Below are 13,097 nucleotides of genomic sequence, written 5' to 3'. Positions count from 1 at the left end.
GGCAGCCGGAAAATTCAACGCCGAGCGACAACCCAAGCTTGCCCATTACCCGGGCTCATGGGTATCGTTTTGCCGCACCGTGGGGCCACACCACGCCACCCTCCCTCTGAGTCTCGGCTTCTGGGCACGACCAGCCTCATGCCCATACCAAATCACGCCAAAATCGCTGCGCCGCTCCCTATGAAAAAAAATCGCCTGCGCAGGCTTGCCGAAAGCACACTGTCATTTCTCATGATCTTTGATCTCCTCGGAAAGTGAGCTCAGTTGCTCGATGATCAACTCAGCAAAAATGTCTTCGATTTTTTGCCTGCTTTCCTCCGGCAGCCGCGGCCAAATAGTGGAGCAGTTGATGTCGCGTCGAAAAAGGTGCAGTTGCTTTTCCATATCCTTCCTCCTTTGCACGGTGTGGAATGGAAAAGCATAGTAGCGACTCTCAGTCCTTTGAAGCCTTGAGGTTTCTGATGAGCAAGACTAATTCTCTGATTGAATCGAGGGTAAAAACAGGCTGCTCGGCCGTCAATTCCGCTAGAGGCGTTTTGCCTTGGTCTGCCCAGTGGAGCGGAATGCGGGTATTGCTTTTATCCGGGAGTTGAATAACGTAGTAGCGTTTTTTCTTGTGTTCCCAGACTTTCACAAGGGGAACGAATTGCCCAAAAAGAGGGTGATGTGGATGGACGATTCTTAAAGTCCGAAAATTTGAGTTAATATGCGCAGTGTGAGATGGTCGCCGAACCGCTCTACCTTGCCAGATACATCGAGAAGGCCGGCAGCGGCACGCTGGATATGATCGAACGCTGTAAAACCGCCGAGCTTCCGGAGCCGGACTTCGAGCAGCGGGCGGGCCAGTGGGTGGTGACCCTTTGGCGGGATTGGCTGACGACGGAAGTGATGGCCAGGTATGACCTGAATGAGCGGCAGATTCAGGCAGTGACTCATGTCAAGGGAGTCGGGCAGATCGCGAATTCCGAATACCAAGAGCTCATGGGAGTTTCCAAGCGTACTGCGCATCGAGATCTTGCCGATCTTGTCAAGAAGGGACTTTTCATGAAAGTTGGAACAAGAGGGAAAGGTGCTTATTACAAATTACAGCGCAAAGGGCCATAAAAGGGCCAATTGGGCCAAAGCTTTTCACGAGTGACGCTAAATTTGATTGGGCCATATATGGGCCAATTGGGCCACAAAGGGGACAAAGGGGCATGCCCGGTCAGCTTGGAAATCGGACGCAAAACAGAAAGGAACCAAGCGGGGGTAGCGGGCACAGATGAAGAAAAAAACAGAATCATAGATGGATGATCTTGTTAATCGTATAGGCGAACCGGCCAAGATCACAAAAGAGCTTGCCCGTGAGGCTGTACCACAATATTCGACCGAGGTCGATGACATCTTGAAGACATAATGCCGAGATTCAAGGCGCATCGAACATTGCCTTGACGGCATGCTCGACTTCTGTTTCGACGATGAAATACCGGCGTTATACAAAAGGCTCTGCCGCCATTACTTTGAAATTGACCCGGAGGCAACGGCTTTTTACGTCAACGCATATCGGGAAATGTGGGATGAACAAACGAATGATTCCAGGGATGAAATCCATGTCTGACGACCGCAGACTCATAGAAGATTTCCTACCGATACAGGCGATCAGCGCCGAAGCGTCGCGGGAAAAATCGGTCCGTAAGGGGCACATTTCGACCCTGCATCTGTGGTGGGCAAGACGGCCACTGGTGGCGTGCCGTGCGGCAGTATATGGGGCTCTCGTGCCGGCATCGCGGTTTATCCCGGAAAACGGGCCGGACAACAAAAAACAGAGCCTGGGCCGGGCCAATGCGGCCAAGTTTATCGAGCGGCTCTGCAAGTATCCGGGCAATCCGACCGTCATCAAGGAAGCCCAGCGGCACATTCTCGAAGCCCACGCCGAGCGGTTGACCGAAGAGACCGGCAAGAAGGTCACTGTCGAGGACATCGAGGAAGGCCGCGCCCCGCGTCCCAAGGTGCTGAACATGTTCGCAGGCGGCGGGGCAATTCCCCTGGAGGCCCTACGCCTCGGTTGTGAAGCCTACGCCCTTGACCTCAACCTGGTGGCGCACATCATACAACTCTGCACCCTGGTCTATCCGCAGAAATACGGAAAGCCCGATCCGAATGCCCGCGGTATGACCGGCCTCAAGAACGTGAAGGGCGAAACCACCTGGGGCGGTCTGGCTAACGAGGTCCGCTACTGGGGCAAATGGGTGCTCAAGAAGGTCAAGGCCGAAATCGGCGACCTTTACCCGCTCATACCGGACCCCGAGTACAGGAAAAAGAAGCAAGAAAATGGTGGAACAGGCTTCCAGCCTGTGCAGCTGGATCTTTACAAAACTCGAAGAAACTTGCCGCACTGGCAAATCGGTGGATCGACCTATTTTGTGACATGTCGGATCAAAGGCATCAAGTTAACTCCTGAGGTGCGAACAATCGTTCTCGATTCCTGCCGATATTTTGACGGTGAGCGATACAATCCGTGGTCTGCCGTAGTCATGCCAGACCATGTACACATGCTTCTGCAACCTACGGAAATTGAAAAAGGCCAATGGTATTCCTTGTCTTCGATCCTTCATTCCATCAAGTCGTTCACCGCCAACAAAATCAATGCCCTCATGCGCAGAACCGGCACCGTATGGCAGGATGAATCCTTCGACCGGATTGTCAGGGATGAAGGCGAGTTTCTGGAGAAGTGGAACTATATCCGCAATAACCCCGTGAAAAGGCAACTTGTTAATTCGCCCGAGGATTGGATTGGTTTTTATGAATGCACAGGCAAGATGCCTGTGCCACCTGATTCATCTGTCGAAAGCATCCCTCCCGGATACCTCATGCCCGTGGCCTATCTCTGGACGCGGACCGTCCGCTGCAAAAACCCCTCGTGCGGGGCTACTGTGCCATTGGTCAAACAGACCTGGCTTTGCAAGAAGAAGGGAGGCAAGAAAAACCTCGGCCGGTATGTGGCTATGGCATATCAGGAGGTTATAACCGGCATGCGGCGGGCTCATGCCGAAACCCCCTCCGAGCGCCGGCAGGCCGAGGAGGAAGGCCGCCTCCTGCGTGATCGGATGCGGGCCGCCTATCCGTTTCATCCCGCGCTCATCGACATCATGAGGGAACGCTGGGCCGCGGTGGATACCTTCCAGAGGACACGCGGCGCGCTGCGGTTCCTTGCCTCCTGCATGCATTCCCTCAAGAAGAACGACGGAGCCAAGGCGCTTCTTGGGCCTGGAGACGTGCCGGTGAAGGACGTGGATGTCCGGGTGAAGATGCTCAAAGAGCTCGGGGTACAGAACGACTACGACCCGGTCATCACGGCGGATATCGACGGTCCGAACGCCCGGGCGAAACGCATCGACGACCGGATGGCACGCGAGACTCCCGCGCTTGCCAGTGTGAAACCCGCCACACGCATCGCCACGGCCATCCTTCTGTATTCGTTTGGCGGATTGAAGCGTGAGGGCTCGGGCAGCGACGAGACACTGCCGCCCGGCGTTACGGAAAACGAACTGCTTGCGGCCTGCGTCGGTCCCGATCTGGACAACATCACGGCCACCGCCGTCTTATCCGAGCTTCGTAATACATGCCTGTACCTGCATTACGACGGCGTCCGCTACTGCTTCAAGAAGGACCCGAATGTCACCAAATTGATCGAGGACACGGAGCAGACCGTTGCCCGCGAGGATTCTCAGGCGCGGGGGCACGGGGGGAGGCGCATCCTCCGGTCCCGTGCAAACTCGAAGGATCGGTGGAAGAGTAATGCTCGGTGTAAAGGCAAGCTCGAAGAAAATATCTTGGTCAGGCCGTGTCGTGGCCGTCCAGCCCCGCATACGGCTCACGCGGTCTTTCGATCAGCGGTCCCACGGTTACCTGGGGTACGTGCTTCGCATCAACGGGACCTGCGGCGGGCAGGTGGACGAATTCCTGATCGCCGTCGGTGAAGCTGCGCACCAAAAGCACCAATTTCATTCAGGCATGGAGCTGAACGGTTCCTCCGTGCCGGTCGAAGACCCGCGCAAGGAGACGGCGGCGTTCTACAAGACGAGTGGGCTCAAGGTGGTCAAGGATGCCGAGTGTGAAATTCCTGCCGGGCCGCCTTTCCTCGGCGTGCCGCCTGACCTGGAGACCTACCGCAGCCGTGGGCATCGTCGTCTGGACGCCCGGACCTACGCCATCAAATGCTCGACCTGTATCTGGGGATGCCGGATGCCGGTGGAGATGATCATCGACCACTGGAATCCGTCAAAGAAACAGTACCGGTTTGAAACCTTCTGTTACGGCCCGAAAAGCTGTGCTCTCTACAAGGCCGGACCGACGCGCAAGGTGCCGGGGCGAAAGGGCATGTCATGCACCGAGGAGGACTGGATCGACGAGGATGCCACGGCGCACCGGGGGCCTGATGAATAGTAGTCAGTTGCACCATGCAAAAATGTTGGAACGTGCCCAAGGCTGTCTCCTTGGGCAGCTCGCCGGTGATGCTCTGGGAAGCCTGGTCGAATTTCAGACCCCCGAACAGATTCGACGGCAGTATGCCAACGGCGTCCGGGAACTTGCCGACGGAGGCACTTGGAACACGATTGCCGGCCAACCGACCGACGATTCCGAGATGGCTCTGTTGTTGGCCCGTATGCTGGTGGATCGGGGGCGGTATGATCCCGAGGAAGCCAGGAAGGCTTACCTGTTCTGGCTGGACTCCGGGCCCTTCGATTGCGGCATGACCGTTGCCGGAGGTCTGCGGGGACGACCCAATCCCGACAGCCAGGCCAATGGAGCGCTGATGCGGATCAGCGCGCTGGGCATCTTTGGCGCCAACCAAGAGTTGGAGCATGTGGCCGAGTGGGCGCGCCAGGATGCTGCGATCACCCATCCCCATCCGGTCTGCCGGCAGGCCAACGCCTTGTTCACGATGGCCATTGCCCATGCCGTCCGCCATGGGTGCGACGTCCGAAGCCTGTACGAGCAGATCGTGACCTGGGCGGTAGACATGGAGGTGGATGGAAGCCTCCTGGAAGCGGTCCGGGGAGCGGCCGAGGCACCGCCCTCCGACTATGTCCACCAGCAGGGGTGGGTCTTAACGGCATTCCGCAACGCCCTGTGGCAGCTTCTGCATGCCCCGAATCTGGAGGAAGCCGTGGTGGACACCGTCATGCGCGGCGGAGACACCGACACCAACGCCGCCATCTGTGGGGCGCTTCTGGGCGCTGTGTGGGGCCGGAACGCGATTCCCGCCCAATGGACCGAATGTGTGCTGAACTGCCGCCCTGCGGCCGTAAAACCGCATGTGCGCCGTCCCCGCCCCGAGTGTTGCTGGCCCATGGACGCTTTGGAGCTGGCCGAAGGGTTGATTCGGGAAAAAGAATACTGAGAAAAATTTGGACGAATTACAATTCCAGCTGCTCATAGACCTCCACCGGCCTGCTGCACGGTAGGGGCCAGGCGGTGAAGCTTCATCCACACCTCCATGTCACGCCCTTGGCGTGATCGCCGACGGGCTGTTTCGCCCGAACGCAACCTTCTATTGCCTCCCCAAAAAGGATCTGAAAGAGCTGGAAGAGATCTTCCGCACCAAGGTCCTGGTCACGCCAAGGCGTGACTCAAAGGTGAGGGTAAAATCAAGGACGAGCTCATTGATAAACTGATGAACTGGCGCCACAGCGGCTTCAGTGTGCATGCCGGCAATCACGCCCTTGGCGTGACCCGAGACGACAGTGACGGTCAAAAAGCGCTGGCCGAATACATCCTGCGTAACGCGTTCTCTGAACAGAAGATCACCTACTTCGAGGACACCGGCAAGGTCCTCTATCGCTCGGCCATGACCACGCCGCAGGCGTGGGAGCAACAAAAAGAATTTTGAAATTTTCAGCGCCGAGGAATTCATCGCCGCCATCACTCAGCATATCCCGGATAAGCATTTTCAGATGGTCAGATACTATGGGTGGTATTCCAGTAGAAGCAGAGGAGACAGAATCAAGAAAGGTGTTTTAAGGCCCGGGGATGAGCCGCCCCAGGGCGAGAACGCCAATGAAGTGATCCCGCTTTGAGCGGGACTTGATGTCTCAGACTACCAGCCTGCGCGCATCCCATCAATCACGCCCATGGCGTGACTGGCGAGACTTGATAAAGAAGATCTACGAGGTGGATCCCTTGACTTGTCCCCGCTGCGGCCATGACATGAAGATCATAAGCCTGATTCACGAACCCGCCGTGATCGAGCGCATCCTCGGCCATCTGGGACTGTGGAAACAGCACCCAGATCTTCATGAGGGAAAAACCAAAACACCTGGCGATGGGCCGGTTGTCATCGAAGATTTCGCCCACGCCTTGGCGTGACCGGCCCGGATATGAAGAGCCCGCCTACAGATACCACTAAACCAGGGCGCTGGACAAATCCCTGACCGGCTACCACAGGAGTAGTCTGCCCGCAAACGCGGTCAAATACCCTCTTTCAACTCCTCCACAAACCAGAAAACGTGCGCGAAACTCGATCTGCGTCGAAATATGCCGATCATGCAACCGCCACGGTGCCACACCGTGGTGCTGTTTGTCATTGCTCACCATGAAATCCGCACAAAAATGGCCTTGACTTGCCCTTGACAGTACCACCAACACCTGCTTTCAAAAAACCTCAAAAAAGCGATTTCTTATCACCTCACCTGACTGTCGAATGCTCTGGGACGGTCGCCCATTTTGTAAGAGTAAAACCGGCAGAAGCGAGCTAATGCCTCCTACAAAAATATCAGACATCCGCCGATATCGCCATTGTGGTTTCCGTGAAATAGTCCTCTCCGTCTGGAACTCCGGACACAGACAGTTTCGAATCGGGAGGAGATGACCTCTGCAGTCAATGGCTACCATCAACAAATCAGGAAAGGAAACCAGCAAAATGAAAGTGAGACGAAGTGTATTCAAAGCAGTGGCCGCTACCATGTCGATTTTATTTGTCTTTACAGTGTTCATGCCCCTGACTTATGGGATGGATACCAAGGCGAAGGATCGCACGGTCAAAGGAATTCTTGAGCCGCACAAGGGCGACCTGGTGTTGCGGGACATGACTTCTGGAATCAGGTACCATCTGGCAGGGCAGGACCTGACTTCGCAGCGAGGAAAAATGGTCAAGGTCACCGGGCAGATAACCCAAGACGCTGAAGGAGACAGGACCATCAATGTGACCAAATATGAGACAATCAAAGTGAGGTGATCTTAACCTTCGCAAGCACGGAATATCTGCAAGACACACGGGCAATCAGGGTCATGGAAACTTGGTTGCCCGTTGCTTTTCCCCTGTTGTCACCTGCGGCAATCGTCCAACCCGAATCATCGTACCTGGGTGTTTTCTCTCAAAAGAGAGACTGGAGGCGGCGTGGTGAAAATCATTCTTATCACAATCCTTCTTGTAAACCGTAGCGCAAGGGCTTGTCCCTTGCAAAAGAGGGCTGTCCATGCAACCCGCAAGGGGTCGCGCTACGAATGGAAACGGGATCACCCGGCGCCTCGGCTTTTCAGTTGATTTTCACGACCCCACACTGGAGGTGCTATTTGAACCCTGTCATCTGCTGAAGTCGCGAGGGACTCGCCGTCGCCTGGAATGAGGACGGCGAGCCGGAAGGAAAGCGGGAACTGAAGGGGGGGTACCCTGGGGAGGTCGCCGATCAATGGGCGGCGCCGACGGCCTGAGCTGCTTTGAGGATTGTGAGACCGAATACCATGCCGAAAATACCAACGGTTTCAATGATGCCAATGGCGATGATCAAAAGGCCGAATCCCTTCCCTCCATTTTCATTGAGACACCGAACTCCTGCGGCCCCAATCACTCCCTGAAAATAGGCCGAAAACGCTTCGATAAAACCGCAGCCGATGGCCACACCAAGCAACAGCATGGTGTTGGTCGGGGTGACCGCCTTAACGAGCATGCCATTCATAAGAATCATGGAGTACAGGGTTTGACTGATTGGAGCGGCGACCATGATGATATATTGAAAGGATAGCTTTTTGCCTGCTTTTCCTTCACTCGCCCAGGCGCCTGCAGCCGCTGTTCCAGCTGCAGCGATGCCGAATGCACTGCCTATTCCACCGATACCAAGCACCAACCCAGCTGCCAACTTTCCCATTACATCCAACATTTTGCATCTCCTCGTTAAGCTTTAGCGACATTGAACGGTTAAGAAATCTTTCAATTCTTGCGGAAAGGTTCATACTCCCGACCGCTCCATTCCATTCCCACATGGTTGGAGAACTCCAAAAGATTGAGCCTCACTCCATGAGCGAACACCGCAACCATGCACAGTGCGATATTCATGAAGTGGGCTGCGACCAGAATGACCACGGCAAAAAAAAGCGGCAGAGGTCCTGCCAGTTCATTGAAGCTGGCGGCCAGGATTCCTCCCGCCAACCCCACCGCCCAGAGCCGTATGTAACTGATAATATCCGACAAAAAAGCTGCGGCGCTGAGCGCAATGGATCCCAGTCCTCTGCTGAGGGCTGTGACAGGGTTCCAGGAAGGGGAAGTAAAAACCAGCACCAGCCCCAGGGAGACACCAAATAGCGGAATCATCCAGGGCGGCTGAGTTTCTCCCAGCACCAGAACATTCACCAGGGCAAACATGGCCCACACGAACAACACCCAGCCTAACTCTGCAAGGGAGGCTAGCCCTATGGGCGCACGGCGAATTTTCCAAAGATGTGCGATGGAGATGTGCAATGCCCCCAGGAAAAAGCAGCATTTCTTCAGAAAAGCCTCTCCATCCGGACTCATGGAATCGAATGAGGTGAGCTTGATCAGGGTTTCCCCAAAGTAAGTATTCGTCATTAGGCCGTAGCTGACTACCCCTGCAAAGAGCACGAGGAAAAGTTGCAACAGGTCCTTGGGAACTCCCCTGGCCGTGGCGGGCTTATAGGCGAGTAAAAGAGCTGCCAGAGCGACCAGCCCATAGCCTGCATCGGCAAACAGCATCGCGGTGAAGATGGTCAAAAAGGGCAGAAAGAATGGGCTGATGTCCACCTCGTGATAGCCTGGCGTTATGCCGAGCACCTTGTAGAGGACCTGGATGGGTCTGCACCACCAGGGATTCTGTAGTTTGGTTGGGGGCAGCTCATCGGTATCCGGATCGGAAAATTTTATACCGATACTGAGCCCTTTGCCGGCAAAATTTGATTCCAGTGAAAATGCAGCGGATGCAGGCAGCCAACCTTTGAGAACAAACACAGACCCCTCACTCATCAGGCTCAGTTCCACTTCTGCAAACCGCTTATTCTGCTCAAGCTCTGCATGGAATGCTTTCATAGCATCGCGTCGGGCTGCCAATGCGCGCAGTGCATCTTCAATATGGTCGAGCTCAGCTGTGAGGTTTGCTTGTTCCTGCTCCAGCTGGAAACGGTCTTTTTGCGGCTGGAGAATGCGTGTCGCTGCGGCAGTGCTCGGTATCGGTTGGCGGGAGATGGCCAGGAGGTAAACGAGCCCACTCTGTTTTGTTACGATGTGGATCAACTCCGCTTCAATCAGGTCCTGCAACCCATCGGGACAGATGAAAAATTCAACCGCTAATCCGGCCCTGCGAAGACCATCGAGATCCTCTCGATGGATTCGACCCCAAGGGGCAACGGAGTCTGGCTGTTTTTTGAGGTCCATCAGTTCAGACTGCAAACGCGCCCGCTCTTCAGTCAATCCATTCACCTGCTCTACGAGATCGGCAGGAGAGACTTTGAGAGAGGAATCTTTTTCGGGTATGGGCTTGAGCTTTGCCACGCTGTCAATGGCTTTGGCTGCCTGGTCGATTTGTTTTTGCAGGTTTGGGGGAGCAGCAACCAGTTCAGGATAGACCGGCTCTACGTGGACAATTCCTTCATCACGCAGCGCGCATAACACCTTGTCCCGATCCGTTGCACGACCGGCAATCAGGACTTTCTTCATGGGCGTGATCATGCTGAAACCTCCTGAACCGACCGGCTTTGGTCGGCCGACTTGCCTTTGGCGATCTTGGCCCTTCCCACCGCGGCGGTTTCTTCTTCTGCCAACTGAATTCTAATGATACGAATGCTTTCCCGGGTTCGTGGAATCATGACTTTTTCAAATAAATTGACACGTTGGGTCACTTTGCGCAGTTCCTTCTGCAATAGCCTTTCCTGCTCCCTGAGAACTCTGATGGTTTCCCGTAATTCCAGGAGCTCCTTGATAAGAGCCAAACCCTGGTCGACCCATGGGGGGGTGGCGAAAAGACTATAGGGCTTTAGGATGAAATGGACTGTTATGACGGTCGGCAGTGCAATGCCCGCGACATTTCTTTCTCCCAGTTCGACCCGGTCCACCGACACCAACCGCGTAACGAGACCAGGCAAGGATTCGCTGAAAAGAGGCAGCCAGCTGTCATTGGCCGTGATGCGCCGGGTGATTTCTGTGCGCGATTGGGCAGCTGCGGTGCGAACCTTGAGAATCTCCATCTGAATCTGTTGTTTCTTGAGAATCAGCGTTGGCAGAAAGCGTTCATAGGCTGCCAAAAGACGCCGCCGCTTGAGAAGCTCGGGTCTGGTTTTCTTTGTTTTGCCCGCCATAGTGGGTCAGTTCCTCTTTGCCTCAGTTTTGTCTGCACAGCCTGGACGCCGGATCTTTGTCTCCGAAGCAGGCATTTTTGTTGTGTCCGATGAAGACCAAATCCTCTCTTCCATCGGCTAGTTCCGCTGAGGCCAAAAAGTCTCACAGAGACTGGAGCGGATGCCGGTCTCACGAGGCTCGAAGAATTCCGCCAGGATGTTCCAGGAAAGATTGAGTGCATCAAACAGGTTGATGTTGACAGACAAGTCCATGATGCGATTCTCAAAAGCTTCACCGTAATTGAGCAGTTTCACATCCCACGGCGACATCTCAAACCCCATGGCGCGCTTCTCGCGGCTTTCGCGGCATTTTGCATAGAGCTGAATGCAGCCGTCCATGATGGCGCGGTGGTCGTCGCGGGTTTTGCCGTTGACCAGTTGTTTGAGGCGCGAGAGCGAACCGAACGGTTCGATGTAGCCGCCTTTGAGGTAAAACTGTCCCTCGGTGATATAGCCGGTATTGTCGGGCACGGGGTGAGTCACATCATCGCCCGGCATCGTAGTGACAGCCATGATAGTCACTGACCCGCCATTTTCAAACACGACCGCTTTTTCATAGCGCGCGGCCAGTTGCGAGTAGAGGTCCCCAGGATAACCTCTGTTGCTGGGGATTTGTTCCATAGTGATGGCAATTTCCTTGAGCGCATTTGAAAAATTTGTCATGTCCGTCAGGAGCACTAGGACCTTCTTGCCTCGGACGGCAAAATTCTCGGCTACGGTGAGGGCCAGATCGGGTGTCAGCAGACACTCGACCACGGGGTCGGATGCGGTGTGAATGAACAGGATGGAGCGCGCCATGGCGCCGCCTGCTTCCAGTCGGTTCTTGAAGTACAGGTATTCGTCGTATTTGAGTCCCATCCCGCCGAGGATGATGACATCGGCTTCAGCCTGCAGGGCGATGCGCGCCAGCAGTTCGTTGTAGGGCTCCCCGGGGATGGAAAAAATCGGCAGTTTCTGTCCTTCAACCAAAGTATTGAAGACATCAATCATGGGAATGTTGGTTGGAATCATTTGATGGGGCATCAGGCGGACCGCAGGGTTGACGGCAGGACCTCCAACCTCCACCAGGTTTTCGGCCAGCGGACTGCGGTGGTCTCGAGGTTCGCCGCCGCCTGAGAATATGCGGCCGAACAGATTATCTGAGAAATTGAAGCGCATGGATGATCCGAGAAAGCTCACTTGATCCCCGGTGGATAACCCTCTGGTGCCGGAGAAGACCTGCAGGTAGATGTCCTCGCCGGCCATGCGAATGACCTGACAAAGCGATTGACCCCATTTGCCCTGGATGACCGCCAATTCTTCGTAACCGATGTGGGAGGCTTTGAGGGTCGCTACGTTGCCTGCTATGTTTTCTATTCGAGTGTAATACTTACGCATTGACGGATTCCCCATTGGCAAGGCAAGAGTTGATTTTGAATTCGGCCTCGCCCATGTCAGCGCTTTCCCACGGTGCATACTTCCAGTTCTGGAAGTATGCAGTGAGGGTGAAGAACATGTCGCGAGCCTCTTCCTTGTCGGTTAAGGTGAAGCGGTGAGAGAGAACTTTGCTCACCAGGTCGAAGAGATAGCGTTGACGGCCTACTGAACATGCCGCATCCACTACATCGAAAGAGTTCTGTTGGAGATAAACTGAGTCAAGCAATTCGGATTTGAGATAAACTACGAAGTCTTCAGTGGAGGTTCCTTCTTCGCCGACCACCTGCATCATTTCAAAAATGCTGCGGCCCTTTTTGAGAAAAGAATGCGCCCAGCTCACTTGATCATGCTCAATGATCCCTTGGTATTTGGACCATGAATCCAGCGGGTCAATGGCTGGAAATCTTCTTGCATAGGATCGTGCGTAGGACAGACCGAGGAAGGCCCCTACAACTTTGAGGGTGCTCTGGGTCACCGGTTCTTCGAAGTTTCCGCCCGCCGGGCTGACAGCACCGCTGATGGTCAGCGAAGGAGTTCTTCCATCGCGCAGGCGGACCACTCCGCCGCGCTCATAAAAGCGGGCAATGGAGCTTTCCAAGTAGGCCGGAAACGCCTCTTCACCGGGAATTTCCTCCAGACGTCCACTCATTTCTCTGAGGGCTTGCGCCCAGCGCGAGGTCGAGTCGGCCAACAGCAGTACATGCTGTCCATTCTGTCGATAATATTCGCCCAATGTGACGGCTGTGTAGATGGAGGACTCCCGGGCTGCAACCGGCATGCTCGAAGTGTTGCAGATGATGATGGTGCGCTCCATCAGAGTGCGCCCGGTGCGCGGGTCGGCGAGATGCGGAAATTCGCGCAACGTTTCGACCACCTCTCCGGCACGCTCGCCGCATGCCGCAACAATCACCACGTCCACTTCCGCATGGCGACTGGTGATCTGCTGCAGCACGGTTTTACCGGAACCAAAGGGCCCCGGGATGCAGTAGCTGCCGCCCAACATGATGGGAAAAAAGGTGTCAATGATCCGTTGCTTGGTGATGAGTGGCTGTGAAGGAAGCATGCGCTCTTCGTAAACG

Annotated in this window: 15 protein-coding genes; 8 read left to right on the top strand and 7 right to left on the bottom strand. The window is 55.1% G+C overall.

What is annotated here, in order from left to right:
* Positions 1-222: 222 nt before the first annotated feature.
* Entirely contained in the window at positions 223-384 is a 162-nt protein-coding gene (locus K1V27_RS20730; protein WP_258932169.1) for a hypothetical protein, read from the bottom strand.
* Between the two features lie 49 nt (positions 385-433).
* Positions 434-679 (bottom strand): DUF5372 family protein, encoded by a 246-nt coding sequence (locus K1V27_RS23000; RefSeq protein ID WP_353740639.1) that lies wholly within the window; start codon positions 677-679, stop codon positions 434-436.
* A 41-nt stretch (positions 680-720) separates the two neighbouring features.
* Here K1V27_RS23000 and K1V27_RS20725 point away from each other — a divergent pair, with 41 nt between their 5' ends.
* The 8 genes from K1V27_RS20725 (at position 721) to K1V27_RS20695 (ending at position 7,216) form a co-directional block, all read left to right on the top strand.
* The gene (locus K1V27_RS20725; protein WP_258932168.1) at positions 721-1,104 is read left to right on the top strand and encodes a putative DNA binding domain-containing protein; all 384 of its coding nucleotides are present in this window, start codon (positions 721-723) and stop codon (positions 1,102-1,104) included.
* 452 nt (positions 1,105-1,556) lie between these two features.
* Entirely contained in the window at positions 1,557-3,959 is a 2,403-nt protein-coding gene (locus K1V27_RS20720; RefSeq protein ID WP_258932167.1) for an REP-associated tyrosine transposase, read from the top strand.
* On the top strand, positions 3,931-4,425 hold the full coding sequence (locus K1V27_RS20715; RefSeq protein WP_258932165.1) for a hypothetical protein: 495 nt from the start codon (positions 3,931-3,933) through the stop codon (positions 4,423-4,425). The genes K1V27_RS20720 and K1V27_RS20715 overlap by 29 nt, the downstream gene beginning before the upstream one ends.
* The gene (locus K1V27_RS20710; protein ID WP_258932164.1) at positions 4,418-5,383 is read left to right on the top strand and encodes an ADP-ribosylglycohydrolase family protein; all 966 of its coding nucleotides are present in this window, start codon (positions 4,418-4,420) and stop codon (positions 5,381-5,383) included. The genes K1V27_RS20715 and K1V27_RS20710 overlap by 8 nt, the downstream gene beginning before the upstream one ends.
* A 273-nt stretch (positions 5,384-5,656) precedes the next feature.
* A complete protein-coding gene (locus K1V27_RS20705) occupies positions 5,657-5,872 on the top strand; it encodes a hypothetical protein (protein ID WP_258932163.1) in 216 nt (71 codons plus the stop codon).
* A 1-nt stretch (position 5,873) separates the two neighbouring features.
* On the top strand, positions 5,874-6,059 hold the full coding sequence (locus K1V27_RS22995) for a transposase (protein WP_353740638.1): 186 nt from the start codon (positions 5,874-5,876) through the stop codon (positions 6,057-6,059).
* Positions 6,060-6,069: 10 nt separating this feature from the next.
* Positions 6,070-6,348, top strand: coding sequence for a hypothetical protein (locus K1V27_RS20700; RefSeq protein ID WP_258931492.1), 279 nt, complete (start codon positions 6,070-6,072; stop codon positions 6,346-6,348).
* Between the two features lie 553 nt (positions 6,349-6,901).
* The gene (locus K1V27_RS20695; protein ID WP_258932162.1) at positions 6,902-7,216 is read left to right on the top strand and encodes a hypothetical protein; all 315 of its coding nucleotides are present in this window, start codon (positions 6,902-6,904) and stop codon (positions 7,214-7,216) included.
* Between the two features lie 451 nt (positions 7,217-7,667).
* Here K1V27_RS20695 and K1V27_RS20690 read toward each other — a convergent pair whose 3' ends face one another.
* The 5 genes from K1V27_RS20690 to K1V27_RS20670 form a co-directional block, all read right to left on the bottom strand.
* Positions 7,668-8,138 carry a hypothetical protein gene (locus tag K1V27_RS20690; protein ID WP_258932161.1) on the bottom strand — a complete coding sequence of 157 codons (471 nt, stop codon included), beginning with the start codon at positions 8,136-8,138 and terminating at the stop codon, positions 7,668-7,670.
* 50 nt (positions 8,139-8,188) lie between these two features.
* Positions 8,189-9,937, bottom strand: a complete 1,749-nt coding sequence (locus tag K1V27_RS20685; protein ID WP_258932160.1) for a V-type ATP synthase subunit I — start codon at positions 9,935-9,937, stop codon at positions 8,189-8,191.
* Positions 9,934-10,563, bottom strand: a complete 630-nt coding sequence (locus tag K1V27_RS20680; RefSeq protein WP_258932159.1) for a V-type ATP synthase subunit D — start codon at positions 10,561-10,563, stop codon at positions 9,934-9,936. The genes K1V27_RS20685 and K1V27_RS20680 overlap by 4 nt, the downstream gene beginning before the upstream one ends.
* Before the next feature lie 117 nt (positions 10,564-10,680).
* Positions 10,681-11,979 (bottom strand): V-type ATP synthase subunit B, encoded by a 1,299-nt coding sequence (locus K1V27_RS20675; protein ID WP_258932158.1) that lies wholly within the window; start codon positions 11,977-11,979, stop codon positions 10,681-10,683.
* On the bottom strand, positions 11,972-13,097 hold a 1,126-nt coding region (locus tag K1V27_RS20670), incomplete at its 5' end, for a V-type ATP synthase subunit A (RefSeq protein ID WP_258932157.1). The genes K1V27_RS20670 and K1V27_RS20675, both read right to left, overlap by 8 nt.

It is taken from the genome of Desulfoferrobacter suflitae, assembly GCF_022603395.1.
GTDB classification, from domain to species: Bacteria; Desulfobacterota; Syntrophobacteria; order Syntrophobacterales; family Syntrophobacteraceae; genus Desulfoferrobacter; species Desulfoferrobacter suflitae.
This window is presented reverse-complemented; position numbering and strand designations above follow the sequence as displayed.